Source organism: Thalassospira sp. Z349TD_5 (genome assembly GCF_056173045.1).
In genome coordinates, this window is the sequence record NZ_CM149654.1 from 672,704 (window position 1) to 699,125 (window position 26,422).

Here is a 26,422-nt window from a genome sequence, read left to right on the forward strand (position 1 = left end):
GATGCTTGATTATCTGGTGAGGAACGCCTGCCTGCCCGGTGACAACACGCTGGTTGATATTGCCGTTGGCCACGGAAAGATTATCGAGATTGCCACGTCACTAACCGGCGATGCCCCGGTTTTTGAGGCGCCGGTTTTTGATGCGGGTGGTCAGTTGATCAGTTGCGGCTTTGTCGAAAGCCACCTGCATCTTGATAAGGCCTGTATCCTGGGTCGGGCCAAAAACAAAACCGGCACGCTCCAAGGGGCAATCAGCGCGGTTGCCAACGCCAAAAGCGGCTTTACCGAAGATGACATTTACGCACGCGGCGCACGCGTCATTGAAAAGGCAATTACCGAGGGCACCAATGCGGTGCGCACCCATGTTGAAATTGATCCGGGCATTGGTTTGGCGGGCTTTTACGCGATTAAGCGCCTGAAGGCCGATTACGCCTGGGCGATGGATATTGAAATCTGCGTCTTTCCGCAGGAAGGCCTGTTTAATTATCCGGGGACCGAAGAACTACTGCGCGCAGCCCTTGATAACGGCGCGGATTTGCTCGGCGGGTGTCCCTATATGGATACCGATCCCGAAGGACAGATTTTGCGCCTGTTTGAAATGGCGCGTGACTATGACGTTGATCTGGATTTCCATCTGGATTTCGATCTGGATGCCAGTTGGCGGCATTTGGACGAAGTTGCCAAACAAGCCATCGCCTTTGGCTGGCAGGGACGGGTGATGATTGGCCATGTGACCAAATTATCCGTCCTGCCCAAGGCACAACTTGATGACACGATTGCGCTGATGCGCGACGCCGGGATTGGCTTGACGGTTTTACCGGCAACCGATCTTTTCCTGACCGGGCGCGATCATGACCATTCGGTCCCTTGTGGTGTCGCCCCGGCGCACAAACTGGCCGCGCACGGGATTTGCTGCACGATTGCGACCAATAATGTGTTGAACCCGTTTACGCCCTATGGCGATTGTTCGCTGTCGCGCATGGCAAATCTCTATGCCAATGTCAGCCAACTTTCGACCGAGGCGGAACTTGAAACCTGCTTTGCCATGGTGGCCGATGCCCCGGCCAAATTGCTGGGACGATCCAGCAAAATCGCGGTGGGTGAGGCCGCAAGCTTTATTGTCCTGCCCGCCAAAAGCCGCGCACAGGTGATCTCGGAAATCAGTCGTCCGATCTGGGGGATGAAGGATGGCCGGGTGACGTTTGCCCATCCGGCTGCGACCATATTCCATCCGTGATCAGCTTGTCACAAGTTCCGGTTCTGGTTTGACCAGCGTATCAGGGCCGGGGTCAAAGGTCACCGACATGCCACCATTTTGAAGGTGGGTCGGCGTGCAATGCCAGTTCAGGCGCGCGCAAATACGCCGGACAAGTTGCAGGCCGATGCCCTCGCCCTGCGGGGTGGCACATTCACCCGTGCAGGTTGAAATTGTGTTTTTGATGGTCAATGCCGTCCCCTTTAGCGTGATGGTTACCTGCCCCTTGGGGGTGTGTTGAAACGCATTGCGGATCAGGTTGGATATGACAATCATCAAGGCCGCCCGTGACGTGGCAATCACGGTGTCTTCGCTGTCGGGGATAAAGCTGCATGTGACGTGCTTGCCGTCGGTCAAATAAGAAAGGTCACTGATTTCCTGTTCGATGAAGGCTGCGAAACTGATGTGTTCGGTGCTGCCGACCGGTGCGTTGTCCCGGCCCAGCCACAACAATGTTTCCAGCAGTTGCTGCATGTTCCGGTTTGCCCGTTTGATCCGCGTCATGACCCGCGATTGGGTCTGGTTCAGCGGGCTTTTTTCCAGCAATTCAACATTGCCAGACACAATGGTCACAGGGGTGCGCAATTCATGGCTGGCTTGGCGCAGGAATTCACGTTCGCGCGCGACAAACTGGTCAATCTGATTGACCGACCGATGCAATTCACGCGCAACGTCATTCAGCTCTTCGAACCCGAAATCAGGGATCGGATCGGCCAACCGTTCGGTCGTCAAATTGTTGGCCCAGTCTTGCAGGTTTTCAGATGGCTTGGTCAGGCGTTTGCCAATGATCCACAGGAACCAGGCAAAGATGCCAATAACCGCCATGGCAAACGGGATCGAAAGCAGGGCCAGATTGTGCAGGCGCTCAAAAAAGACGCTTTCGCCGTCGCCGACATGATAGGTCTGCAAAATCAGGATTTCGCGACCATCGGCAAGCTGATGGGGAAAAACCAGAAAGATCGGATTTTCTGGGTCTTTCTGGTCGGCATATTGATCCGTGTTGATATAGAAAAGTTCGTTAAGTTCGAGGTCATTGGGGCGTGCATGCGCGCGCAGCTCTGCGGGCAGTTCGTCAAAACGTTCAAAGGATTCAATGTTGAACCCCTTGGGCAACGGAGCATCCGGGTCGCGGGCAAGCTGATCGTCATATTGCTCGGCAATCAGTTGAAGCTGAAAGGCCGCGACCATCCATTTGCCATAGAGCATGTAGAAATTCAGCACCGCAGTATAAAGAACCAGCGTGACCACCAATCCTAGCAAGACGTAATTGCGCACAAAGCGCGAAAAGGATCGGGTTTTGGGGGCACAACAGGTGGTGTTCATAACAGTTACTCGCGCAGGGCCACGCCCTGGCCCGGAATGGTGTGAATCAGATTTTGCTCAAACGGTTTGTCGATCCGATGACGCAATTTGTAAAGATGCGTTTTCAGCGCATTGGTGTCGGGCGGGTCCCCCTGCCATAGCGCCATCGACAGGCGCGACCGGGTAACAACCCGTGGGCTGTTCTGTGCCAGCACCTCCAAAATGGTCCAGCCGGTCGGCGAAACATTGATGTTTTGACCTGACCGGACAACCGACCGGTTTTCAAAATCAATCATCAAATCGCGCAGGGCAAACCGTTTGACCTCTCCGCTGCGCCGACGTGACAGGACCCGCGTACGGAGCAAAAGTTCTTCAAGCTCGAACGGTTTAACCAGATAGTCATCCGCCCCGGCATGAAATCCTTCGACCTTGTCTTCGAGTGTGTCGCGTGCGGTCAGCATCAAAACCGGCGTGTCGATGCCTTCATCGCGCAGGGCCCGGCAAATGCTGATACCATCGCGAAACGGCAACATGACATCAAGCAGGATGACGTCATGTTCGCCGGTCAGCGCGCGCTGGTACGCAGTTTCCCCGTCATAGGCATGGTCGCATTCAACGCCTTCTATCGTCAGATAATCACTGATGGTGGCAGCGATATCCATGTTGTCCTCGACCAGAAGGACCATGATGTTTGCAGTTGCTTTCATTCACGTCGTCTCTTTTCCTGCGGCGGTCAAGCATGCCGCACTTCCAATCGGGGGCTGCCCGAAACACTCATGTCGTCGCCAAATCGCTTATTTAGGTGTTCTGCACGCGCATTGCGATCAGATCATCTTGTGTATCGATATCATCTGCCGCATTTGGCAGATCGACGCCAATCACTTCATGGTGCGCCCCATTCAGAACCTTGCGTGCGCCTGCCTGCCCATTAAGCGCCGCGAGCGATTTAAACATACGCGCCGGGAAAATCGCCGGAACACCAAATCCATTATCATGGCGGGTGGCCACGATGCTCTGACCGTTGAACGCGGCAATCAGTTTATCATAATCGGCGGGCCCGAGACGGATCTGATCACACAGTGCGATCAAAACCCCATCATAAGACCCGTGATGCTGGATTTTTGCCATTCCGGCCGCGATGGAACTGCCCATGCCCGATGCCCAGTTGTCATTCGTGATAATTTGGGCAGGCGCGTTGATCACAGGTGCGATTTCGTCTTGAAACGCGCCCAGAACAACAAACAAATCTGCCCCGGAAATCGTGCTTAATGCCTTGATGGTGTGGCAGATCATCGGGCTGCCGTTGATATCGGCAAGCTGTTTGCGTCCGCCAAACCGTGCACTTTCACCTGCGGCAAGAAGCAGCAAGGCAAGAGGGTGGGGCGGGGGCTTGGCCTTGGCAGGTGTGTTCATCACGCTAACGGTATCATTCTGCGGCACGCGCCATGGCGGGAACAGCGGAAACAGCGGGCACGGCACTTTGTTTAAACAGCCCGGCATGAATGCCCGACAGCATCGAAAGGGCAATGCTTTCTGGCAATTGTCCGCCGATATCAAGACCGGCAGGGCTGGAAATATCAAATGCCAGATCAGAACGGGTGATCCCGGCGTGTTTCAACACCTCGGCAAAGCGATGATTTGGTCCCAAGGCCGACAGATGTTTGATCGGTGTGTTTTTAAGGACCGCAAGGGCATCGCCATCAATGCTGATGCTATGGGCCATCAGGATAACGGCATCGACTTTGGCCTCAAACACGTGGCGGGCAAGGTCATTGTCAATCTTGCGCAAAATCGTATCTGCATGTGCGAAATGTTCGGCGCGTGCATTGGCCGCACGCGGATCAACAAGTGTCGTTACCCATCCCATTTCATGGGCAATGTTAATCACGGGGCGCGCATCAAGCCCGCCACCGACCACCAGAACATGGGGTTCAGGGCGGATCGGTGTGATCAGCCAGTCATCATCGGTCCGCTTTTCGATATGGGCGGTCTGTTGTGCGGCGATATCGCTGGTTTCAAAATGCCCGGCAACGTCGCCGACTTTCTGAAAATACCGACCACTTTCGCGCTGCGTCAAAGCGTGATGTAAATCGGACAGGCCCAGATCATTTTGGGCGGTGACAGGTTGCAACATGATGTACACCGTGCCGCCACACCCAACGCCAAGCTTGAACGACAGATCATCTTCGTCATTGCCATCATAGACCAGCATCACCGCCTTGCTGGTGATCATGGCCTTGCGGGCATTGCGGATAATATCGGCCTCAAGGCAGCCACCGCTAAGCAGGCCGAACTGCTGTCCATGACCATTGATCAGCATCATGGCCCCGGCCTTGCGATAGGCCGACCCGTCGGTGCGATACACCGTGCCCAGAACCCATTCGGTGGCGTCACGGTTCGCATGCCAGGCGTTTAGCATCGCAGAAAGTTGGTTGCTCATTATCTGTTCCCTTCAAGGGAAATAGGGCTGCCCGGAGAACACAAGGGAGGGGGGGAAGAAATTTGGTTCTCCGGGCAGTATGCCTTACACGAAGTCGAAACCGGCCTTGGTCATTGGAAGATCCATGATCCGCTTTCCGGTTTGTGCAAAAATGGCATTGGCGACAGCCGGTCCGGTCGGGGGAACGCCCGGTTCGCCAACACCGGTTGGTGCATTGTTTGACGGAACAATTGCGACTTCGATTTCAGGCATCTCTTCGTTGCGCAGAAGCTCATAGTCCGGGAAGTTGTATTGATCGACTTCCCCGTCGGTCAGCGTGATCTGATTGCGCAAGATGGCGCTGAGCGCAAAGCCAGCCCCGCCTTCCATCTGTGCCCGGATCACATCGGGGTTGATGGCAACCCCGCATTCGACGGCCATGAACAGTTTGTTTACGTGCACACTGGTTTCCTCAACCGTGATATCGGCAACAACCGCAACACATGTATTAAACGAAAGGTGGCTGGCAAAGCCGCGCTTATCGCCTTTTTTCCAGCCCGATATGTCACGGACCAGTTTGATGGCTTCGATCATGCGGGCCTGATTGGCCGTACCACCATCGAGCATCGAAAGGCGCATCTCAATCGGGTCTTGCCCGGTTTGGGTGGCGACCATATCCATCAGGGTTTCCATGACAAACCCGGTATGGGTATGTCCCACCGAACGCCACCAGTTGATCGGAACCGGAGTTTGGAAATCGCTGAGGCCAATGCCGAAATTCGGCACGTTATACAGGCTTTCAGCAACCCCTTCTGCGGACGTTGGATCAATGTCGTTTTGAACCATCCCGGCCATCGGCGTGCCTTTGACAATGGATTTGACCGCAAGCCGGTGGTCCCAACCGATGATTTTGCCATCGGCATCAAGACCGATTTTTGCCCGATGGGCGGCCATGGGGCGGTAATAGCCGCCTTTAATGTCGTCTTCGCGGCTCCAGACCAGTTTGACCGGAACCTTGCGCCCGGAAACGGCAAAGGCCATCGCGGCTTCGGTATTGTAATCAGACGTGGCATTGGCACGACGGCCAAATGATCCACCGGCATAAAGTGTTTTGACCTCGACCTGTGACGGATCAAGTTCAAGAACTGCGGCGACCATTGGCTGGGTAAAGGTCGGGAACTGGCAACCGTCATGGACGCGAACACCATTTTCGGTGGGTTCAATCGTGCAGTTTTCCGGCTCGAGCGGCGCATGTGCCAGAAACGGGAAATCGAATTCTGCGTCAATCGTTGTGACCGCGTCGGCCAAAATCGGGGCGACGGAGGCCAGTGGGACTTCGTGATTGACGTCAAATTGCGGGGCATCAAGCATCGCCTTATGGTCGGCCATCATGGCATCGGTGCTGCGCGTTTCGGCGGCACTGAAACCCCACTCAACCGACAGCGCATCACGGGCCTGAAACGCCGCCCACGTGTTTTTGCCAAACGCCACCACACCTGCCTTGTTGGGCAGAACCTGTGCGGCGATAAAGCCACCAACGTCTTTAGCACCACTATCGTCAAACGATACGACCGTGCCGCCAAATTTCGGGCTGCGCATGATCGCGGCATAGATCATGCCCGGCAGATTGACATCCATGGCAAACATCGCGGTGCCATTGGTTTTGCCGGTATTGTCCTTGCGGTGCAGTTTTTCGCTGCCAATCAGTTTGAACTGATCGGGGGTTTTAACCGTTGGTTTTTCGATTGCTTCAAGCGTTGCGGCGATGGCAACAAATTCACCGAAATGCGCAGAATTGCCACCCGATGTCAGCATGCCGTTTTCAACCGAAATGCTGCTGGCGTCCACGCCCCATTTCTGGGCGGCGGCCCGGACCAAAAGATCACGTGCGGCTGCACCGGCTTCGCGGTATTGCATGAACGAGTTGGCGATTGAGGTCAACCCACCGGTGCCCTGTGCGCCAAAGAACAGGTTTTTATACTGTTCGGTATTGGCCGGTGCGAAATCAATGGCAACCGCATCCCAGTCGGCATCAAGTTCTTCGGCGACCAGTGTGGTCAGCCCGGTGGTGGTACCCTGACCCATTTCAAAATGCTTGATGATGACAGTTACCGTGCCATCGGCATCGATTTTAACAAACGGGTTCAAATCGGTGGCGGCGGATGCGGTACTGCCCGCAGCCAGAACACCCTTGGCGTTTACACCGACCAAAAGGGCGGTGGTGCCAGCAGCCGATGCTTTGAGGAAACCACGGCGTGAAACATTGATTGTCATGGCTTAGGCCTCCAGCTTTTGCGATGCGAGCTTGATGGCTTCGTTAATGCGGACATAGGTCACACATCGGCACGCATTGCCGTACATGTATTCCTTGATGTCGGCATCGGTCGGGCTGGGGTTTTCGGTCAGAAGTCCGATGGCCGACATGATCTGGCCGGACTGACACCAACCACACTGCACCACATCCTTTTCACGCCATGCGGCCTGAACGGCCTCGGCAACTTTGTCGGTGGCCCCTTCGATGGTGGTGATTTCGGTTTCAACCGCATCCTCGACAAAGGTCTGGCAAGACCGGGTCGGATAGCCATCGACATGCACCGTACAGGCGCCGCAATAGGCAACGCCGCACCCAAATTTGGTGCCGGTAAGCTGTAGTTCGTCGCGCAGAACCCACAGCAACGGGGTGCCCGGTTCGGCGTCAACGGTTCGGGATTCACCATTGATCTTAAGCTGATATTGCATGACCGCCTCATCTCTCTTTTGACTTGTTGGCTGATCATTGCGGGGCTGTGGGTAACCGACGGGTAACCACCCTGAAAAGAAAAAAAGCCTGCCGATACAGGATATGTACCGGCAGGCTTTTCATCACATCGGCAAACAGGGTGGGGCGCCAGTTTGCCGATGGGGAATGGGTAATCAGTAATCAGTAATCAGTTCGGCAGGCGACCGTGTTCGCAGGCGAATTGAACGTCGCGGCGTGCAATGCCGATATCGTCAAGAACTTCGCGCGGGGCCGACCGCAGCATTTGGGTGTCGCGGGCGATCTTGTATGCGTGTGCCCATTTGCGGGGCAAAAGGACGAGCCAGCGCCAGACAGATGCGCCCGAAACCGGCGCAACATTGGTGGTGGCGACGAGGGGATCAGTCGTAACTTGTGCTGGCATGATGCTGGCTCGCGAGTTTGTTTGCTAATAAGGGGTTAGAGTTTCCTCTGAACCCACAGATAAACTACGCCTGCGATATGTTGTTTGGCGTGCAAACTTTGCCATTCGGTGCGAGATTTCCGCAAAAATTTTATAAAAACGATTTTCTTTCGCGCGCAGCTTGGGTCATCCTTGTTTACAGGGTGTTACATTATGATGAACCGGAAAGACTGAACCGTGGCGGAGCTTGATAAATTCGACCATCGCCTGCTTGAACTGTTGCAGGAAAACAGCCGTTTGACGGGCAGCGAGCTTGCCGACCGTGTCGGGCTGTCGTCGGCGGCCTGTTTGCGCCGGGTTCAGCGGTTGCGCGAAACCGGCGTGATTGAGCGCGATGTTGCGATTGTATCGCCTAAGGTTTTTGGCAAAAAGATGATGGTTATCGTGCTTTTGACCATGGAGCGCGACCGGCCGGATCGGTATATGTTGATGCGTGAGGCCTTTGCCAAAATGCCCGAAGTTGTCCAATGTCATCATGTGACGGGTGCACATGATTTTGTGTTGCGAATTCAAGTCACTGACATGGAAGAATACAGCGCATTTGTCGATCGGGTGTTTCATGAACCCTATATCAAACGCTATGAAAGTCTGGCGGTTCTGGGGTCGCTGAAGTAGCGGTTCGGGCTGTTTTTATTATTCATATTTTTTGAATAATCATCTTTATTATTCATTTTAAGCAAATGACCAAATGGCGAACCAGGGACCCGACGAAGGTCCGCCATTTGGGTGACATTTGACCGCATTTTAATTGTATGAGGATTAAAATGCGTCATCGATCAGGCCGGAATGGTTTTTTCGGCGGCATCGAACAGATGCACATTTTCCGATCCAAATGTCAGCCCGACCACATCGCCGACCGATGCGGCGGAATGGCCGACGATGCGCACGGTGAACAGGCCGACATCGGTGACATTGACATAGGCAAAGCTGTCCGAGCCGAGATGTTCCATGACATCAATCTGACCGACAAGGATGCCGTCCTTTTCCGAACAAAGTGACATATGTTCGGGACGGATGCCCATTTTGGTCGCCCCGTCGGCATTGCGGGCAATATCGGATGTGTTGCCATCGCCAAAGGTGAGCGTGGTGCCAACACCGGTGCAATCGACGACATTCATTTTGGGCGATCCGATAAATTGCGCGACGAACAGGTTGCCGGGATGGCGATACAGATCAAGCGGGGAGCCGATTTGTTCGATCTGGCCTGCTTGCAGCACGACGATCTTGTCGGCCAGCGTCATGGCTTCGACCTGATCATGGGTGACATAGACCATGGTCGCACCAAGTTTTTGATGCAGACGGGCGATTTCAAGGCGCATTTCAACGCGCAAGGCGGCATCAAGGTTCGAGAGCGGTTCATCAAACAAAAAGGCACGCGGTTCGCGGACAATGGCGCGGCCAATCGCAACGCGTTGACGCTGCCCACCCGACAGGGCCTTGGGTTTGCGGTCAAGGTAGTCTTCGAGTTTGAGGGTTGCGGCGGCCTCATCGACCTTGGCGGTGATGTCGGATTTGGGCATGCCGGCCACCGTCAGCGCAAAGCCCATGTTTTCACGCACGGACTTGTGCGGATAGAGCGCATAGGACTGAAACACCATGGAAAGTTCGCGTTCGGCGGGCGGTTTGCCCGTCACGTCATCGCCATCAATGATGATCTGACCGTCGCTGGCCTCGACCAGACCGGAAATAAGACGCAGCAAGGTGGATTTGCCACAGCCCGACGGGCCGACGAAAATAACCAGCTCGCCCTCGTCGATTTGAAGGTCGATGCCTTTGATAACCTCGACACCGCCAAATGATTTACGGATGTCTTTGAGTTCGATCTGACCCATTTTATTTGGCCTCCTGATCTTTGGCGGTGGGCGTTTGTTGTGTGGGTGGTGTGGAATGCTGTACGGGCATTTGATGGATCGGTGATCTGATCATCCCTTGACACTCCCGGCCGTCAGGCCCTGAACAAGGAAGCGTTCAAACCAGAGGAAAATCGCCAATATCGGCACGGTGGCAATTACTGCACCGGCCATAAGGTGCTGACGGGGAACCTCGGAGGAATTGAGCGAGACAACCCCGCGCGACAGGGTGAAGATGCCCGGATCATCCAGGAACATGAAGGCAAACAGGAACTCGTTCCAGGCAATCATGAAGACATAAAGCGAGACCGATGCAAGGGCGGGAAGGGCGAGTGGCAAGGTGATTTTCCAAATCACGCCAAGGCGCGACAGACCATCCATCAAACCGGCTTCTTCAAGTTCGGCGGGAATGCCGCGAAAATATCCCTGAAGCATGTAAAGGGCGACGGGAACCGTGGTGGCCGGATAGACAATCAAAAGGCCAACCAGCGAGTTGCGCAGGCCAAGCTGGCTAAACACCGCATAAAGCGGGATCACCAGAACGATCATGGGCACAAGGTAAATCAGCAGGATCGAGCTTGAAAGCACGGTCTGGCCGGGGAATTTCAGGCGCGCCACCGCATAGGCACCGGGAATGGAAAAGGCCAGCGTGATAAGGACGGTCGAGACGGAGACAATGGTCGATGTCAGAAGGAAGCTGCCAAAATTGAACTGGGTAAACAGTTCGACATAACTGTCGGTCAGGCTGGCAAAACCCTGCGAGAGATCAATCGACAGATCAAGCGGGTTCAAAAACAGGTCTTGCTGGTTCTTAAGACTGGTCATCACCATCACATAGAAGGGCAGGATGACGATCACGCTGAAAAACACAAAGCCAAGCCCCTTGAACACGCGCACAATGACAAGATCAAGGCTGTAGCGTTTGAGCATCCCCGCATGCGCATCCATCAGGCACATGCGGTTGGCAAAGGTGATGGCCAGTGCAATCAGGCCAACGCCAAAGGCCTGAGTGGCAGAGTTTTGCGAGAATGACAGGCTGAACGGCATACCAAAGGACACCAGCATCATCGCAATCACCACGGCGGCAAAGGCGACAAGATACAATCCCGGTGTGCGGTTTTTGGGGGCGCGCGAGATAATGATCGCGGCATTGACCGCCCCGGCAAGCGCCCCGGCCGAAATGATCGGGGTGGCGGCAAGCCCGGTAATCAGGGTCAGGGAGATGCCGGTAATGACAATGGCAATCACGCCCCAGATCAGGCCCGAAATCAGGGCGAGTAGAAGACCCGTACCAATACGCATTACTGATCCTCCCGATGGACGAATTTGAAGTAGAACACGGCAAAGACCAGAAGCAGGATGAAGATGGCGACGGCCACGGCCGCCCCGGCCCCAAGGTTTGAAAGGGCAAAGCCCTGTTCATAGACATCGACGGTCAGGGTTCGCGTGCCCGCAGCCCCGCCGGTCAGAAGGAAGATGTCGTCGAATTTGTTGAACGTCCAAATGAAGCGCAGCAAAAACAGGGTCGATAGAATGCCCAGAAGCTGCGGCAGGGAGATGTGCCAGAACTGTTGCAGCGGGGAGGCACCATCGACCTCGGCGGCCTCATACATGTCTGAGGAGATCGACTGCATCCGGGCGAGAATAAACAGGAACGACAGCGGGAAATACCGCCATGCTTCAAAGGCGATCACGGTGGCAAGGGCCAACGGGAATTCAATGGTCAGGCCAAAGATATCAATCGGAAGCGCCCGTTGGCCAAAGAAGTTTACCCCGGCATCGGTGACGTTCATGCGTTGCAAAATGGCATTGAACGTGCCGTTAAACGGATCAAGCAGGATCACCCATGTAAAGGCGACCGCGATCACGGGTGCGACATAGGGAAACAGGAAAAGGCCGCGAATGATCGCGCGGCCCTTAAAGGGCTTGTTTAAAATCTGTGCGGCAAACAGACCAAGGACCAGTGCGCCCAAGGTGCCAAAGACGGTATAGGCAATGGTGACCCAAAGCACGCTCCAGAATTCGCGGGAATCAAAGATGCGCGCAAAGTTATCAAGCGTGAACTGGTTGTTGGTGAGAATGTTTTCCGAATTGCCGGTCAAGGTTGGTTCGCTGTCGCGGGGCGAGACCGGATTGGCGGCAAAATCGGCATCGGCGGTGGCTTTGAGTTCAAGGCGTTGACGGTCCCCGCCGTCAAGCCGGTCGAGACGGCAGGTGACGTTTTGACCGGTGATTTCACAGGCCGGGTCAATGTCGGTGACGGTGATGCCAGTCGGCAGGGTATCGGTCAGAACAACATCGTCAATCGCCCCGGTTTGCGATGAATTTCGCATGCGGTACTGAATGCGGAATTCTTCGCCCGCGACATCCATGTCGCCGCGGATACGTTCGGACACCACCGGGGTTGGCGGGCGCAAATCAGACAGTTTGACCGGCTTTACCGAAATCCAGAAATTGGCCAGCAACGGAAACAGCACAACGCCCAGGACAATGATAAACGTGGGGGCGAGCATCCAGAGTGCGAGGCGTGCTTCGCGCCGGGCCATAGGGCCGAGGTTTGATTTTTTGGGCGGTGCTGTTGCGGATGGTGTCTGGGTGCTGTGGGACGTTGTCATCGTCTTTGGTCCGTTGTGAAAACCAGATATCCGGGGCGGCCCAAAATCAGCCCGCCCCGAATTCAAGATCGTTTATTCGACGGCGGCGATTTCTTCGTTGATCAAATCAGCCGTTGCCGATGCATCACGTTCGCCGTCGATATATTCGCGGACCAGCGTGTTGATGATCTGGCTGTTGATGATGCGCGATGCCTTGGCCAACTGGCCTTCGGCGACACCCCAGCGGTTGGCCGTTTCAAGCCCCGAAACGATTTCGTGGATCACGGCCGGATCATACAGTTCGGACAGCGGTTTTTTACGATCCACGCCAACCGGCAGGGTCAACCACATATCGACGAATTTTTCCGGTTCGTCGGCGGTGCCATTGCGGACCGGGAATTTGCCTTCGGGGGCGATGGACAATGTATTGCCATAGCCCTCGTCCATCGAGAATTTGACGAATTCTTCGGCGGCATCGGTATCGGCGTCATTGGTGATGCCGAAATAGTTGATGTCCCCCCATGCGGCCCCATCCGGGTTGGACGGGCCGGTCAGACGGGTGACGATGCCGGTTTTCGATGCCAGTTCGCCCGATGTCGGGTCATCGTTGATGGTGGGCGGGGCGCTGTCGCGCAGGCCCGCCAGTTCATCCAAAATGAAGGGCGACCAGATGATCATCGCCGCCTGACCGGCGAAATAGACTTCGCGCGACTGTTTCCAGTACAGATCACCGGGGGGCGATGCCTTGGCGATGGATTTATAGAATTCGAGTGCTTCAATGAGCTTGGCCTTGTCAAACCCGACCGAGCCATCCTTGGCAACCGGGGTGGCACCATTGGCCAGAAGGACATGTTCGAGCACCTGGCTCATGAAGTTGTCGTCGATCTTGGTTGCGGCGACAAAGCCATACATTTCCGGCGGATTGTGCAGTTTTTCCAGCGCCTTTTGAATGTTGGCGTAGCTGTTAGGGGCTTCTAATCCGGCTTCGTCAAACAGGTCCTTGCGGTACAGCACCATCTGGGTCCAGCCATCGGACGGAACGGCGGCGGTTTCACCATCAAAATCGGCCATCGACAAGGCGGCCGGGGCGAACGTATCGGCCCCAAGATCGCGGATGACTTCGTTGTTGGCTTCGGTATCAAGGATACCGGCCTCGGACCATGGCAGGACATATTGCAGGGTCAGGTAAATCACGTCAGGCAAATCACCCGCCGCATAGGCGGCCGTGGCCCGTGTGCCCAGTTCGGATTCGGTGACCGGGATGACTTCGACGGCGGTGCCGGTTTTTTCCTCAAACGCCTTGGCCATTTCCTGTTGCTTGGCAAGGCGGTCTGGCTGTTCTTCGATGGTCCAGAAACGCAGCTGCGCACTTGCCATGCTGGTGGAAACCAGCAGAGCAGCGGCTGCGAGAGTCAGCGTAAATCTTGTTTTCATGAGATGCCTCCCTTGGCATTGGTGACCAGCTTTGGCGCTGGCGGATTGGCTGATCCACGGATGGTCAGCGTTGCTTCCCATAGAATCTGGGAAAACTCGGATGCAGGCGCGTTGGCCTCTTTGGTCTCGTTCGCCTGGGCGACGACGATCCGGCCAACCGCGCGGCCGACCTGATAACTGGCCTGGCTCATGGTGGTCAGGCCGGGGTGGATGGCCTCGCCCATTGGCAGGCCATCAAAACCGATAACCGATATTTCTTCGCCAACCGTGATCCCGGCATGGGCCAGCGCATGGATCGCACCAATGGCGACCGCATCGGTGACGCAGAGGATTGCGGTGGGGCGGTCGGGATGTTTGAGGAGGTCGGCAACGGCGTGCCGGGCGGCCATTTCATCGGTGATGCCGTCATGAAGGTAGCCATCAAGAACATCGCAGCCATGGGTTTTTGCCGCGCTCAGATATCCGGACCGGCGTTGCCACGCATAGTTCAGGTCGGGATCGCCGCCGAGATAGGCGATCTTGCGATGGCCCAAACCAATAAGATGGTCCATGGCTTCAATGAAGGCCTTTTCATTGTCGATATCGAGCCACGCGTAATCGTCGCAGTCTTCGGTGCGGCCTTGCACGACAAAGGGGATATGCGATTTGCGCAGATAGTCGATGCGCGGATCGTGGCGCCGGGTGCGGGCAATGACAAAACCGCCCACTTTGCCAGACCGGATCAGGCGGTCCATGACTTCGACTTCGTCATGGCCTTCGGGGACGGCGGCAACCAGCAAATCCCAGTCCGACAGGGCAAGCTCGGTCGCCAGCCCATCAAGGATTTCGGCCAGAAACGGGTCAATTTGATGCCCATGACGGGCGGGCAGGACAAAGCCAATGGTTTCAACCACACCACGCGCCAAACGCCGGGCGGTGGTGGACGGGCGATAACCCAGTTCATCGGCGGCCTTGCGCACACGCGCGATGGTTTTGTCGGCAATGTCGGGATAGTTGTTCAGCGCGCGCGAAACCGTGCCCTCGGACAGGCCAAGGTGCTTTGCCAGTCGGGCAATAGACATGGTCTCGCTACGTTGTGGCGCGCGTGGCACGGAACCTCCCTTATCTTTTCTTCATCACCTTTGTGGGGATGTTTGCTTCTTTTCCGAAACCGCTTTCGGAAAGAGTTTGAGACGCTACCGAAAGCGGTTTCGGTTGTCAAACCGTTGATTTTGAAAGGTTTATTTTTGCGTGTGCGAAATGCCCAGAATCCTATGCGTAAGGATGGGATTATTTTGGGCGAAACCATAAGGGAACCCAACGTTTTCGCGCATTGCGCGACCGAAGGTATAGGGCGTAGATGTGTGCCGCGCGGGAAAGGGATAAACGCCCGGTTGTGGGTTAAAAAGTCGGCTTCCTGACCAGAAGGTCAGGACTCGGCATAAAAAATGGCGGGCACTGAGGCACGGCATTGGCATCTTTGATGCGGGTCGGAAGGTCTATGCCGTTGAGAAAGTTCAGGAACGGTATGGCGGGCAGGTCTTCGACGTAGGCTATTTTTTGACATCCGCTACCCTACTTGACTTTCCTACCCTGCCTTTTCTGGGAAGTTATTCAATATCAAGATCGTCAACGACCTGCTTTTGCGCTTCTGCTTCATTCGCAACCATTTCCGGATTGCGGGTCATCGATCTCAATCCATCAATATGTGTATGTAAATCTGGATGGATATGGTTCCACATTGGATCAAGAATAAAATCAACGCCCTCTCTACGAGCCAGTTTGGCTGCGGGCACGAAGTCGCTATCTCCTGCAACCAAAACAACTTGGTCGATCAGACGCTTCTGAGACAGTTGTGTGATATCGACACCAATCCGCATATCAACACCAGTTTGCTTTGCCGTATAAACGAAATCATGATCGGCAAGCTCTTCCCATTTACGTTTGTGCTTTATCAGATCCTGCATCACACGCGGCCGTAATGACCAATTTGCATTCTTGTCGTTCAAATGCCCCAATCGAAGGGCAACTTTTCTGCGCTTGGTCAGGTTAAGATGCAGCGCATTTCGAAAAATCGCCTCATCTGATTTCTCAAAGTTTATGACTTTCTTTTCAATTGGCGTATGCACGCGCTTTGTTAGTGGCGGGCAATCGTAAAAGAAAATGCGATATAGATCGGAACGCTTGGCATTGGGGTTTTTTGGCTTAAGGTGAGAGATTGCCATTCGGAATAGAGTCTCTGCAACCACTTCAGGATCACGGGCATCCTTACCTGGGAAGACAACCGGGAAACGCTTCAGAAAGAACGCCCCGTCAATCATAATTGCCATGCGCTGCATATTTCTCCCCAATGATTTTATTTTTGAAATTATAGAAACAGACAAAAAAAAACCCCTTGGGGTCGGTAGCCTGCTATTAATCCGTTCTCACGGGGGCTACGGACGGCCAAGGGGGCTATCTGTTTAAAAGGTGGTCTTTTTGCCACCTTTTGTAAGCTTGTTATACAAATAAAATTTGTACTGAAGCAATACATTTTTGCATTACAAACATCGCACATTTTTGTGAATACAAATTCGTCCACAGATTAAATACGCAAATGTCTCCCTTTTTCACATGCCAATCATGTCCGGAAATTGCACGCGCATTGCGCAAATCCCTTTTGACTTCATTATGAAATCTCGCTTTCTCTTGCCAAAAAAATGGCGGGCCAAGTATGCGATGGCCCGCCATTTTAACTGTTACATCCGAATGAGAGCGGCTTAGCTAAAATCCAGTGCCCGGTCGCCATTGGCGTCTTTAATACGGGTTGGAAGGCCCATGCCGTTGAGCAAGTTCAGGAACGGCTTGGCGGGCAGGTCTTCGACGTTGGCCATTTTTTTGACGTCCCATTCGCCGGTTGCAATCAGCATGGCGGCCGCCACCGGCGGCACGCCAGCGGTATAGGAAATGCCTTGGCTGCCGACTTCGTTAAAGGCGTCTTTGTGGTCAGCAACGTTATAGATCAGGACTTCGGTGTCCTTGCCGTCCTTGGTACCCTTGACGAGATCGCCGATGCAGGTTTTGCCGGTGTATTCCGGGGCAAGGGAACTTGGATCGGGCAGGCAGGCCTTTACGACCTTGAGCGGAATGACTTCCTGTCCTTCGGCGGTTTTGACCGGCTGTTCGGACAGAAGACCGATGCTGTTGAGCACGGTAAACACATTGACGTAGTGATCGCCAAAGCCCATCCAGAAGCGCACATTTGGCACGTCCAAATTCTGTGACAGGGAATGGACTTCGTCATGGCCGGTCATGAAGGTTTGGCTTTCGCCGACGACTGGCATGTCCCAGATTTTCTTGATCTCGAACATCTTGTTGGACTGCCATTTGCTGTCCTGCCAGGAATAGACGGTGCCGGTAAATTCGCGGAAGTTGATTTCCGGGTCGAAGTTGGTGGCAAAATATTTGCCGTGGCTGCCGGCATTGATGTCGATGATGTCAATCGAGTCAATTTTATCGAAGTAATCCTCGACCGCCAGTTTGGCATAGGCATTCACAACACCCGGATCAAACCCGATGCCAAGGATGGCGGTGACGCCGGCCTTTTCGCATTCTTCGCGGCGTTTCCATTCATAGTTGGCATACCATGGCGGGGTTTCGCAGATTTTGTCCTGCTCTTCATGGATGGCGGTATCAAGATAGGCAACGCCGGTTTTGATACAGGCCGACATGACGGGCATGTTGACGAAGGGCGATCCGACATTAATGACGATCTGGCTTGCGGTTTTTTCGATCAGGGCTGCGGTCGCATCAATATCGGTGGCATCCAAGCCGTGGCCTTCAAGAACGCCGGGGTTCTTAAGCGCCTTCTTTTCATGGATGCTGTCGATGATCTGCTGACACTTCACAGCAGTGCGTGAGGCGATATGAATATCGCCCAGCACGTCGTTATGCTGTGCACATTTATGGGCAACCACCTGGGCGACGCCACCGGCACCAATAATCAGAACATTCTTTTTCATGTCGGGCCAAAAACTCCCTTGTTTGAGAGGTGGGGGCAGGCTTTGTTCTGCCCCGGTTCGCTATGAAAACAGCCCTTTCGGGTTACGAAAGGCTTGAGACGAAGTCAGTAAAGTCAAATTCGCGAATAACGCGTTCTGTGCCGTCCAGTTCCCGGATGACGATGGACGGCATGCCGACCCCGTTAAACCAGTTCTTCTTGACCATGGTGTAGCCCGCGGCATCGTCAATCGAGATGCGGTCGCCGACCTTGATTTCATGTTCAAAATTAAAGTCGCCAAAAACGTCCCCGGCAAGGCAGGATTTGCCACAAATCATGTAAGCATGGTCGCCGGTGTTGGGCAGAACCTTGGCATTTTCGCGGTAGATCAAAAGGTCGAGCATGTGGGCTTCGATCGAGCTATCGACAATCGCCAGATTTTTGCCGTTAAACAGGGTATCAAGCACGGTGACCTCAAGCGTTGTGCTTTTGGTGATCGAGGCTTCGCCGGGCTCGAGATAAACCTGTACGCCGAATTTTTGCGCGAAGGCCCGAAGGCGCGCACAGAATTTATCAAGCGGGTAATTGTCACCGGTAAAGTGAATGCCGCCGCCAAGGCTTACCCATTCGACACGCGATAAAAGCGATCCGAATTTTTGTTCGATGTCACTCAACATGCGGTCAAACAGATCGAAATCGTCATTTTCGCAGTTGTTGTGGATCATGAAGCCGGAAATCTGATCCATTACCGCTTCGACCTTGGCGACATCCCATTCGCCAAGGCGCGAAAACGGGCGGGCCGGATCGGCGAGATCAAAGCTGGAGGTGGAGACCTGCGGGTTCAGGCGCAGGCCGCGCACGATGTTTGAGGCCTTATCGCCAAAGCGGGTCAGCTGGCTGATGGAATTGAAAATGATCTTGTCGGCATTTTCAATCACCTCGCCAATTTCGCCGTCCGAATAGGCGACACTATAGGCGTGGGTTTCCTTGCCGAATTTTTCACGGCCCAGTTTGACTTCATAGAGCGATGACGACGTGGTGCCGTCCATATAGTCGGCCATGAAATCAAATACCGACCATGTGGCAAAGCATTTGAGGGCCAGAAGCGCCTTTGCCCCGGAATGTTCGCGCACATAGGCGATCTTTTCCATGTTGCGCAAAAGCTTGGACTTGTCGATCAGGTAATATGGCGTTGCGGGCATGGGCGGCTCTCTACAACTATGTCACGGGGATGTGGGATGATTGGGGGCTTTGGCCTAAAACGCCAAAGCCGGACGGTCCATCAGGCGCACCAACATGTGGTGCGATCCTCTAATGGTCGGGGAAACGCTGCGTCATCCATGATCCGGAGACGGATAAACTATGGTCATTCATCGTTTATGTCCCCCATCAAAGGCGGTGATGCCAAATGCGCGTCATTTGAATATGGGTAACAACGCGCGCGATTGCCGGTATGTTCCGTAAAGCTATGCTCCGCGACCCAATAGCAGCGGGGGGCAAGGGGGTCAATACGGTAATCGGCCTATATGTACTGTGATTTCGCACATGGTTGCATGTTGTGATTTCATGACGATTTCAAAAGCAGGACATCGGATTGATTTTGGAGCGAAATTCACCATCTGTTGAGAAGGGCAAATAAGACCAACGGAGGCATACATGACAGCTGCACCAGTCAGTGTCGATCATCTTGCATTTCCAACCCGTGATCTTGCGGCGACAGACGCGTTTTACTTGAACGTCATGGGGGCAACACTTGTGCATGCGGAAAGTGGCTATAGCCCATCCTGGAAAAGCGATTACCTGCTGATCACCTATGCCTTAAGCGACGGCACGCGGTTGTCCTTTTATGACTGGCCGGCCGATAACGGGCCGTATGCCGATGATCCGCAGATGCCCGATGATGTGTTTCACATCGGGTTGCGGTGTCGGTCGGCGCGCGATGTGATTGCGTGGCAGAACCACCTGTTTCAGCACAAGGTTGTCTATCATAACGAAGATGATGGCACGTCACGCCGCCTTTTTGTGCGCGATCCCAATGGCATCCGGTTTAAGATTTTTGCATCTGAAAGTGCGAAATCAAGCGAGGATCATGAAGGCCGGGCGCGGGCGGTTTATGATGAGTGGCGCAACATTGGCAACGGTTAAGGAACCTGACGTCAGGGCCGTTAGTCTGGATGTCAGCCTTGCGGGCAGGGGCCGGTACTTTGCCGGATGATCAATTCGGTCGGGACAATGACCGGATCGGTTTTGCCGGTTTTGGTCGGGGTCTTGGGATCAAGCCGATCAAGCAACAGGGCAATGGCCTGTTCGCCCAGACGGCGGCGCGGTTGACGCACGGTGGTGAGCGGCGGGTCATAGGCCGCGGCGAGATGAATATCATCAAAGCCAAACACCGAGACGTCCTGTGGCACGCGCAGGCCAAGTTCCTTGGCCGCAACAATCACGCCGATGGCCATGCCGTCACTGGCACAAAACAGCCCCGTCGGGCGCGTTTTGGGATCGGCCAGAAGGCTGCGCCCGGCGGCAATCCCGGCATCGATTGAATAATCCCCGACAAAGGTCAGTTTGGGATCAATTGCAATGCCATGTTCGCTCAAGGCCCGGCGGTATCCGGCGGTGCGATCGATGGTCAGGATGTTGTTGCCCGGCCCGGCAACATTGGCGATCTTGCGGTGGCCATGGTCTATCAGATGGGTGGTGGCCTCAAAGGCGGCCTGTTCATTGTCGATAATCACCGTGGGCAAGCCACATCCGGGGATGCGTTCGCAGGCAATGACGACCGGCGGGGTGGCATTGGCCGGGGAATTGGCCAGTGGTGCGGGAAGACGCCCGTTCAAAAGGATCATCGCGTCGGCCTGATTGCTGCGCAGATAGGCGGCATAGGTGGCTTCGCGGTCGGGGTCGTTTTGGGTATCACCGATCAGGACATTGTAGCCCGCCTTGCTGGCCCCTTGTTCAATGCCAGAGAGGATTGCTGAAAAAAACGGGTTTCCGATGTCGGGCACCAGCAAAAGAATCATGCCCGAACGGTTCAAACGCAGGTTTCGGGCCATGACATTGGCGGTATAGCCGGTGGTCGCAATCGCGGCCTGCACTTTTTCGCGTGTGGTTTGGGAAACCACATCAGGTTTGTGCAAAGCCCGGCTGACAGTGGCAATCGATACCCCTGCGTGGCGGGCAACATCTTCAATCGTCGCGATTTTTTCGTGCATGCTTCTTCCTACTCCGCCGGTCACAGGCTGTCCAGCGGCATTCAACACGGTGGTGCGCTGGGTGATTTTGGTCACTGTAACGTAAATGTAAAGGTTTACATGAAAAATGAAAACGTTTACACAGAGGTAAATATCAACGATTCCAGCTCTTGCCCTGCTTGATGGAGTCAAATTCGTCCGCGCGGCCAGACGCGTCGTGCAGGTCATATCGGGGATATGGGCAAGCGACGGAACGCAGCCGATGGACGAATTTGGCCCACCCAAAGGGCCGGTTTATCGCGCCCGCCGGACATCGTTGTGTCCCGCTTGTGGTCGTAAAGACCACGGCGCGGAACACGCCTTGCCAGCAGACGCGATAAACCGGTCAAGTAGGGCAAGAGCTGGAACCGTTGGTATTTCAACAGATGATCGCGAAAATGCGACGCTAGGGAGGATATATTCATGACGGATGCGGCCGTTCACGCCGTTGATCCCGATCAGGAGGGGCGCGTACGCCTGTCCGGTCGGCAGATTTGCAAGTCATTCGGATCGGCACAGGTGCTTTTCGATGTTTCCATCGATCTGCATGCGGGCGAGGTCCATGCGCTTTTGGGCGAAAATGGTGCGGGCAAATCCACGCTGGTTAAAATTCTTTCGGGCTATCATCAGCCAACCAGTGGCGAGTTGATCCTTGATCAGGCGCCGGTCAGTTTCGTTGATAGCGAAGTTGGCGAAGGCCACGGCGTGATCCTGATCCATCAGGAATTGAACCTTGCCGAGCAACTGACCGTCGAAGAAAACATCTTTCTGGGCCGTGAGATCAAGCGCGGCTGGTTCCTTGATAAGGCAACCATGCGCGCACAGGCGCAGGAGCTTCTGGATCAGCTGCAATGTGATGTCGATCCGCGCGCACGCATTCGCGATCTTGCGGTGTCGGACCGTCAGATGGTTGAAATCGCCAAGGCGCTCAGCAAAAAGGCCGACATCCTGATTTTGGATGAGCCAACCGCGGTTCTGACCGGGCGCGAAGTTGACATCCTGTTTGATCAGATCAAGCGCCTGCGCGAACAGGGTGTCGCGATCCTGTATATTTCTCACAAGCTTGATGAAATCAAAGCGATTGCCGACCGGGTGACGGTGTTGCGCGATGGCCACCACGTCGTGACCGAAATGGTGGCGGAGGTCGAAAAGGATGATATGGCGCGGCTGATGGTCGGGCGCGATATCAAACAGATGTTCCCCGAACGGGCCCCCGATCACAGTGCTGACACCGTATTGTCGGTGCGTGATGTTTCGGTTGATGGGCAGGTGCGCGACGCCAGCTTTGATCTGAGGCGGGGCGAGGTTCTGGGCTTTGCCGGGATTGTTGGTGCGGGGCGCACAGCCCTTATGGAAGCCATCATCGGGTTGCGTGAGCGCAGCAGCGGGCGCATTGAGCGCAACGGTGAGCCTGTCAAAATCAACAGTCTGCAAGATGCCAAGAAATGCGGCATTGCCTATTTGACCAAGGACCGCAAAGGCAGCGGGCTGCTGCTTAATATGGATATGCGGCCCAATTTGACGTTGCTGGCCCTTGAGAAATTCGGGCGGGTGTTCATTGACCGCAAGGCCGAGGAAGCCGCCCTTGAGACCGCCATTGAGGCGTTTGATATCCGGGCTGCTGATCGCAAATCAAAGGTCGGTGATTTTTCTGGTGGTAACCAGCAGAAATTGCTTCTGGCCAAGGTCATGGAAACCGACCCGGACATCGTGATCATTGATGAGCCGACACGCGGCATCGATATCGGCACCAAAAGCGAGATTTATCATTTCATCGGCGATCTTACCGATTGCGGAAAATCCGTCATTCTTCTGTCGTCCGAGATGCCAGAAATGCTGGGGTTGTCTGACCGTATCGTGGTTATGGCAGCCGGGCGCATTACCGGCGTTCTCGAAGGTAACGACCGCAATGAGCATGAGATCATGCGGCACGCGACAGGAATCTCAGGCAAGCAGGGAGCGTCTGTTCATGAGTAGCGTTGAGCGCAACGAAGCACCGACAAAGAAGACTTCGGGCGGCTTTAGCATTGATTTTAAAGCGCTGGGCCCGTTTTTGGCGCTGGTTGGTCTGTTTGTTTTGGGGACGGCGATTAATGACGCCTTTCTGAGCGGCGGCAACCTGTCGAACATCTTCACCCGTGCGGCCTTTATCGGCATCATCGCGGTGGGGGCGACATTCGTGATTACCGCCGGCGGCATTGACCTTTCGGTCGGGTCGATGGCGGCGTTTATTTCAGGTGCGATGATTGTCGTGATGAACGGTCTGGTCGAGACACTGGGAGCGGGGGTTGAAACCGTGCTGCTGGGTGTCGTGCTGAGCGTGATCCTTGGCATCGGGGCCGGGGCGATTAACGGGCTTGTCAGCACCAAGGGCAAGATCGAAGCGTTCATTGTTACCCTTGGCACCATGGGGATTTATCGGTCACTTGTGACCTATATGGCCGACGGCGGGACCTTGTCGCTCGATTTTGATATCCGCGGCGTGTATCGCCCGATTTATTACGGCGATATCCTTGGCATTCCGATCCCGGTTCTGGTGTTTTTTGCCGTCGCGGTGGCCGGGTATGTTTTGCTTAACATGACGCCGTTTGGCCGCAAATGTTTTGCCATTGGATCGAACGAGCAGGTCGCGCGTTATTCAGCCATCCATGTCGATCGTATCAAGACCCTGACCTATGTCATTCAGGGGCTGTGTGTGTCGATTGCGACGATCATTTATGTGCCGCGTCTGGGGTCGGCATCAAGTTCAACCGGGGTTCTGTGGGAACTTGAAGCGATTGCGGCCGTGATTATTGGCGGCACGATGCTTAAGGGTGGCTATGGCCGCATCTGGGGCACGGTTGTTGGTGCGATCATGCTGACCACGATTGGTAATATTCTGAATTTGACGGATGCGATCAGTAACTATCTGAACGGAGCAGTTCAGGGGCTGATTATCATCGTTGCCGTGTTCCTGCAGCGCGGGGACTGGCGACGCAAAAAGAGCAAATAACCGGCGATCAACGTCCGGGATGAATGTGAAAATGCATCATTTTTTTTGATCAGGAGGAAGCGTTGATGAAAACGTTTGCAAAATATCTGGGGGCCGCCTGTGTTCTGGGTCTTGGCCTTGTGTCTACCGGTGCGATGGCACAGGAAAAAATTAAGATCGGTGTTTCCATTCCAGCAGCGACCCATGGCTGGGCCGGTGGTCTGAACTGGCATGCCGAGCAGGCCGAAAAACGGATTGAAGCCACCTATCCGAACATCGATGTCATCGTTGTTTCGGCAAATGGCGCAACCGAGCAGGCCAATGATCTTGAAGATCTGGTGTCGGTTCAAAACATCGATGCACTTGTGGTGTTGCCGTTTGAGTCTGATCCGCTGACCGTTCCGGTTCAGCAGGTTAAAGAAGCTGGCAAGTTTGTTACCGTGGTTGACCGTGGTTTGTCCCTGCCGGGGATTGAGGACGTTTATGTTGCGGGGAATAACCCGGAACTGGGCCGTGTATCGGGTGAATACATCCGTAAACGTCTCGATGACGAAGGCAAGATCGTTATCCTGCGCGGTATTCCGACCACGGTTGATACCGAACGTGTGGATGCGTTTATCGAATCCATCGAAGGATCAAACATCGAAGTGCTTGATATGAAGCATGCCAACTGGAACCGCGATGATGGCTATGAAGTCATGCAGGACTTCCTGTCGCGTTTCCCGCAAATCGATGCTGTCTGGGCACAGGATGATGATATCGCGCTTGGCGTGATCGAAGCTGTCAAACAGGCTGACCGTACTGATGAGATGTTCATCGTTGGTGGCGCTGGCATGAAAGACATCATCAAACGTGTGATGGATGGCGACAAACTGACGCCGATTGATGTTCTGTATCCGCCGGCAATGATCGCAACCGCGATGGAACTGACCGCGCTGAAGTTCACGTCTGGTGTGCCGGTTGAAGGCCGTTATATCCTTGGTGCGACTGTCGTTACCGAAGAAAACGCCAAGAACTTCTATTTCCCTGACAGCCCGTTCTAAGGCTGGAACTGCAAACGGGATCGGGTGGCATGATGGTTGCCCGGTCCCGATTTTTCCCATTTAACACTGCCACAGCGCTAAGAGGTTATCGATGAAAACGCTCAAGGGACCGGCATTGTTTCTTGCGCAGTTCGCAGGTGACGACGCCCCGTTTAACAGTCTTGATTCCATCGGAAAATGGGCTGCGTCACTTGGCTACAAAGGGGTGCAGATCCCAAGCTGGGACAAACGCCTGTTTGATGTTGAACGCGCAGCACACAGCAAGGATTACTGCGACGAGGTCAAAGGGACACTTGGCGCACATGGTGTGGAAGTAACCGAACTTTCGACCCATTTACAGGGTCAGCTTGTTGCGGTTCATCCGGCCTATGATGAAATGTTTGACGGTTTTGCCGTGCCCGAAGTACGCGGCAATCCCAAAGCCCGTCAGGAATGGGCGGTCAATCAGGTTAAAGCAGCCCTTAAGGCATCGCAAAATATGGGCATTGATGCCCACGCAACATTTTCCGGCGCACTTGCCTGGCCATATGTCTATCCGTGGCCGCAACGCCCGGCCGGTTTGATTGAAACCGCGTTTGATGAATTGGCCGCACGCTGGACCCCGGTCCTCAATGTTGCCGAGGAATGCGGTGTGGATGTTTGCTATGAAATTCATCCGGGCGAAGACCTGTTTGACGGGGTGACGTTTGAGATGTTCCTTGAGCGGGTGAACAATCATGCCCGCGCGAACATTTTGTATGACCCAAGCCACTTCGTGCTTCAGCAGCTTGATTACCTTGATTTCATTGACATTTATGCCGACCGTATTCGCATGTTCCATGTCAAGGATGCCGAATTTAACCCGACCGGACGCCAGGGCGTTTATTCCGGCTATCAGGGCTGGGCAAATCGGGCGGGGCGTTTCAGGTCGCTTGGCGATGGTCAGGTTGATTTTGGGGCGATTTTCTCAAAACTGGCCGCGATTGATTTTGATGGCTGGGCCGTGCTGGAATGGGAATGTGCACTTAAACATCCCGAAGATGGGGCACGCGAAGGGGCGGAGTTCATCAAGAACCATATCATTCGCGTGACGGAAAAGGCATTTGACGATTTTGCCGATGGTGGCACGGACGAGGCGGCCAATCGCCGTATTCTTGGACTAAGTTAAGGTCCGGTCATATGGTGTC

The 26,422-nt window shown here is 54.6% G+C and carries 23 protein-coding genes; 7 read left to right on the forward strand and 16 right to left on the reverse strand.

The window, feature by feature from the left end; translation table 11 throughout:
* Nucleotide 1: 1 nt before the first annotated feature.
* Entirely contained in the window at nt 2-1,237 is a 1,236-nt protein-coding gene (locus AC0VXT_RS03005) for an amidohydrolase family protein (RefSeq protein WP_475547443.1), read from the forward strand.
* On the opposite strand, the gene AC0VXT_RS03010 is transcribed toward AC0VXT_RS03005, so the two are convergent.
* From AC0VXT_RS03010 to AC0VXT_RS03040, 7 genes are all read right to left on the reverse strand, one after another.
* Complete coding sequence (locus tag AC0VXT_RS03010) at nt 1,238-2,578, reverse strand: sensor histidine kinase (RefSeq protein WP_475547444.1); 1,341 nt, start codon at nt 2,576-2,578, stop codon at nt 1,238-1,240. It lies immediately after the preceding gene.
* 5 nt (nt 2,579-2,583) lie between these two features.
* Nucleotides 2,584-3,264 (reverse strand): response regulator transcription factor, encoded by a 681-nt coding sequence (locus tag AC0VXT_RS03015; RefSeq protein WP_475547445.1) that lies wholly within the window; start codon nt 3,262-3,264, stop codon nt 2,584-2,586.
* Nucleotides 3,265-3,355: 91 nt separating this feature from the next.
* On the reverse strand, nt 3,356-3,970 hold the full coding sequence (locus AC0VXT_RS03020; RefSeq protein ID WP_475548559.1) for a nucleotidyltransferase family protein: 615 nt from the start codon (nt 3,968-3,970) through the stop codon (nt 3,356-3,358).
* Nucleotides 3,971-3,983: 13 nt separating this feature from the next.
* Nucleotides 3,984-4,997: an XdhC family protein gene (locus tag AC0VXT_RS03025; protein WP_475547446.1), complete on the reverse strand. Its 1,014-nt coding sequence runs from the start codon at nt 4,995-4,997 to the stop codon at nt 3,984-3,986.
* A gap of 84 nt (nt 4,998-5,081) precedes the next feature.
* On the reverse strand, nt 5,082-7,250 hold the full coding sequence (locus AC0VXT_RS03030; protein WP_475547447.1) for a xanthine dehydrogenase family protein molybdopterin-binding subunit: 2,169 nt from the start codon (nt 7,248-7,250) through the stop codon (nt 5,082-5,084).
* Between the two features lie 3 nt (nt 7,251-7,253).
* Nucleotides 7,254-7,715: a (2Fe-2S)-binding protein gene (locus AC0VXT_RS03035; RefSeq protein WP_022731416.1), complete on the reverse strand. Its 462-nt coding sequence runs from the start codon at nt 7,713-7,715 to the stop codon at nt 7,254-7,256.
* Between the two features lie 188 nt (nt 7,716-7,903).
* Nucleotides 7,904-8,137 carry a hypothetical protein gene (locus AC0VXT_RS03040; RefSeq protein WP_102784216.1) on the reverse strand — a complete coding sequence of 78 codons (234 nt, stop codon included), beginning with the start codon at nt 8,135-8,137 and terminating at the stop codon, nt 7,904-7,906.
* 216 nt (nt 8,138-8,353) lie between these two features.
* On the opposite strand from AC0VXT_RS03040, the gene AC0VXT_RS03045 reads away from it, so the two are divergent.
* Nucleotides 8,354-8,791, forward strand: a complete 438-nt coding sequence (locus AC0VXT_RS03045) for an Lrp/AsnC family transcriptional regulator (protein WP_022731414.1) — start codon at nt 8,354-8,356, stop codon at nt 8,789-8,791.
* A 161-nt stretch (nt 8,792-8,952) separates the two neighbouring features.
* Here the strand turns inward: AC0VXT_RS03045 and AC0VXT_RS03050 are convergent, their stop codons facing one another.
* The 8 genes from AC0VXT_RS03050 to AC0VXT_RS03085 all read right to left on the reverse strand — a co-directional run bounded on the left by AC0VXT_RS03050 (nt 8,953) and on the right by AC0VXT_RS03085 (nt 19,214).
* Entirely contained in the window at nt 8,953-10,008 is a 1,056-nt protein-coding gene (locus AC0VXT_RS03050; protein WP_475547448.1) for an ABC transporter ATP-binding protein, read from the reverse strand.
* Between the two features lie 90 nt (nt 10,009-10,098).
* A complete protein-coding gene (locus AC0VXT_RS03055) occupies nt 10,099-11,328 on the reverse strand; it encodes a carbohydrate ABC transporter permease (protein WP_475547449.1) in 1,230 nt (409 codons plus the stop codon).
* The gene (locus AC0VXT_RS03060; protein WP_475547450.1) at nt 11,328-12,641 is read right to left on the reverse strand and encodes a carbohydrate ABC transporter permease; all 1,314 of its coding nucleotides are present in this window, start codon (nt 12,639-12,641) and stop codon (nt 11,328-11,330) included. Before AC0VXT_RS03060 ends, AC0VXT_RS03055 begins: the two co-directional genes overlap by 1 nt.
* Before the next feature lie 72 nt (nt 12,642-12,713).
* Nucleotides 12,714-14,054, reverse strand: coding sequence for an ABC transporter substrate-binding protein (locus AC0VXT_RS03065; protein WP_475547451.1), 1,341 nt, complete (start codon nt 14,052-14,054; stop codon nt 12,714-12,716).
* The gene (locus AC0VXT_RS03070; protein ID WP_475547452.1) at nt 14,051-15,145 is read right to left on the reverse strand and encodes a substrate-binding domain-containing protein; all 1,095 of its coding nucleotides are present in this window, start codon (nt 15,143-15,145) and stop codon (nt 14,051-14,053) included. Before AC0VXT_RS03070 ends, AC0VXT_RS03065 begins: the two co-directional genes overlap by 4 nt.
* Nucleotides 15,146-15,643: 498 nt before the next feature.
* Nucleotides 15,644-16,363, reverse strand: a complete 720-nt coding sequence (locus AC0VXT_RS03075; protein WP_475547453.1) for an NYN domain-containing protein — start codon at nt 16,361-16,363, stop codon at nt 15,644-15,646.
* A gap of 429 nt (nt 16,364-16,792) precedes the next feature.
* On the reverse strand, nt 16,793-18,034 hold the full coding sequence (locus AC0VXT_RS03080) for a saccharopine dehydrogenase family protein (protein ID WP_475547454.1): 1,242 nt from the start codon (nt 18,032-18,034) through the stop codon (nt 16,793-16,795).
* A gap of 82 nt (nt 18,035-18,116) precedes the next feature.
* Nucleotides 18,117-19,214, reverse strand: coding sequence for a carboxynorspermidine decarboxylase (locus tag AC0VXT_RS03085; RefSeq protein WP_475547455.1), 1,098 nt, complete (start codon nt 19,212-19,214; stop codon nt 18,117-18,119).
* 454 nt (nt 19,215-19,668) lie between these two features.
* On the opposite strand from AC0VXT_RS03085, the gene AC0VXT_RS03090 reads away from it, so the two are divergent.
* A complete protein-coding gene (locus AC0VXT_RS03090; RefSeq protein ID WP_475547456.1) occupies nt 19,669-20,157 on the forward strand; it encodes a VOC family protein in 489 nt (162 codons plus the stop codon).
* A 32-nt stretch (nt 20,158-20,189) separates the two neighbouring features.
* Here the strand turns inward: AC0VXT_RS03090 and AC0VXT_RS03095 are convergent, their stop codons facing one another.
* A complete protein-coding gene (locus AC0VXT_RS03095; RefSeq protein ID WP_475547457.1) occupies nt 20,190-21,224 on the reverse strand; it encodes a LacI family DNA-binding transcriptional regulator in 1,035 nt (344 codons plus the stop codon).
* A 441-nt stretch (nt 21,225-21,665) separates the two neighbouring features.
* On the opposite strand from AC0VXT_RS03095, the gene AC0VXT_RS03100 reads away from it, so the two are divergent.
* The 4 genes from AC0VXT_RS03100 to AC0VXT_RS03115 all read left to right on the forward strand — a co-directional run bounded on the left by AC0VXT_RS03100 (nt 21,666) and on the right by AC0VXT_RS03115 (nt 26,403).
* Nucleotides 21,666-23,219: a sugar ABC transporter ATP-binding protein gene (locus AC0VXT_RS03100; protein WP_475547458.1), complete on the forward strand. Its 1,554-nt coding sequence runs from the start codon at nt 21,666-21,668 to the stop codon at nt 23,217-23,219.
* Complete coding sequence (locus AC0VXT_RS03105) at nt 23,212-24,234, forward strand: ABC transporter permease (protein ID WP_101302695.1); 1,023 nt, start codon at nt 23,212-23,214, stop codon at nt 24,232-24,234. Before AC0VXT_RS03100 ends, AC0VXT_RS03105 begins: the two co-directional genes overlap by 8 nt.
* 65 nt (nt 24,235-24,299) lie before the next feature.
* Entirely contained in the window at nt 24,300-25,256 is a 957-nt protein-coding gene (locus AC0VXT_RS03110) for an ABC transporter substrate-binding protein (RefSeq protein ID WP_475547459.1), read from the forward strand.
* A gap of 91 nt (nt 25,257-25,347) precedes the next feature.
* On the forward strand, nt 25,348-26,403 hold the full coding sequence (locus tag AC0VXT_RS03115; RefSeq protein ID WP_475547460.1) for a sugar phosphate isomerase/epimerase family protein: 1,056 nt from the start codon (nt 25,348-25,350) through the stop codon (nt 26,401-26,403).
* Nucleotides 26,404-26,422 lie beyond the last annotated feature (19 nt).

Bases quoted from the DNA above. Each gene is read 5' to 3' on its own strand.
- AC0VXT_RS03005 (WP_475547443.1), top strand. From the start codon at position 2: ATGCTTGATTATCTGGTGAGGAACGCCTGCCTGCCCGGTGACAACACG.
- AC0VXT_RS03010 (WP_475547444.1), bottom strand. From the start codon at position 2,578: ATGAACACCACCTGTTGTGCCCCCAAAACCCGATCCTTTTCGCGCTTT.
- AC0VXT_RS03015 (WP_475547445.1), bottom strand. From the start codon at position 3,264: ATGAAAGCAACTGCAAACATCATGGTCCTTCTGGTCGAGGACAACATG.
- AC0VXT_RS03020 (WP_475548559.1), bottom strand. From the start codon at position 3,970: ATGAACACACCTGCCAAGGCCAAGCCCCCGCCCCACCCTCTTGCCTTG.
- AC0VXT_RS03025 (WP_475547446.1), bottom strand. From the start codon at position 4,997: ATGAGCAACCAACTTTCTGCGATGCTAAACGCCTGGCATGCGAACCGT.
- AC0VXT_RS03030 (WP_475547447.1), bottom strand. From the start codon at position 7,250: ATGACAATCAATGTTTCACGCCGTGGTTTCCTCAAAGCATCGGCTGCT.
- AC0VXT_RS03035 (WP_022731416.1), bottom strand. From the start codon at position 7,715: ATGCAATATCAGCTTAAGATCAATGGTGAATCCCGAACCGTTGACGCC.
- AC0VXT_RS03040 (WP_102784216.1), bottom strand. From the start codon at position 8,137: ATGCCAGCACAAGTTACGACTGATCCCCTCGTCGCCACCACCAATGTT.
- AC0VXT_RS03050 (WP_475547448.1), bottom strand. From the start codon at position 10,008: ATGGGTCAGATCGAACTCAAAGACATCCGTAAATCATTTGGCGGTGTC.
- AC0VXT_RS03055 (WP_475547449.1), bottom strand. From the start codon at position 11,328: ATGCGTATTGGTACGGGTCTTCTACTCGCCCTGATTTCGGGCCTGATC.
- AC0VXT_RS03060 (WP_475547450.1), bottom strand. From the start codon at position 12,641: ATGACAACGTCCCACAGCACCCAGACACCATCCGCAACAGCACCGCCC.
- AC0VXT_RS03065 (WP_475547451.1), bottom strand. From the start codon at position 14,054: ATGAAAACAAGATTTACGCTGACTCTCGCAGCCGCTGCTCTGCTGGTT.
- AC0VXT_RS03075 (WP_475547453.1), bottom strand. From the start codon at position 16,363: ATGGCAATTATGATTGACGGGGCGTTCTTTCTGAAGCGTTTCCCGGTT.
- AC0VXT_RS03080 (WP_475547454.1), bottom strand. From the start codon at position 18,034: ATGAAAAAGAATGTTCTGATTATTGGTGCCGGTGGCGTCGCCCAGGTG.
- AC0VXT_RS03085 (WP_475547455.1), bottom strand. From the start codon at position 19,214: ATGCCCGCAACGCCATATTACCTGATCGACAAGTCCAAGCTTTTGCGC.
- AC0VXT_RS03090 (WP_475547456.1), top strand. From the start codon at position 19,669: ATGACAGCTGCACCAGTCAGTGTCGATCATCTTGCATTTCCAACCCGT.
- AC0VXT_RS03095 (WP_475547457.1), bottom strand. From the start codon at position 21,224: ATGCACGAAAAAATCGCGACGATTGAAGATGTTGCCCGCCACGCAGGG.
- AC0VXT_RS03100 (WP_475547458.1), top strand. From the start codon at position 21,666: ATGACGGATGCGGCCGTTCACGCCGTTGATCCCGATCAGGAGGGGCGC.
- AC0VXT_RS03105 (WP_101302695.1), top strand. From the start codon at position 23,212: ATGAGTAGCGTTGAGCGCAACGAAGCACCGACAAAGAAGACTTCGGGC.
- AC0VXT_RS03110 (WP_475547459.1), top strand. From the start codon at position 24,300: ATGAAAACGTTTGCAAAATATCTGGGGGCCGCCTGTGTTCTGGGTCTT.
- AC0VXT_RS03115 (WP_475547460.1), top strand. From the start codon at position 25,348: ATGAAAACGCTCAAGGGACCGGCATTGTTTCTTGCGCAGTTCGCAGGT.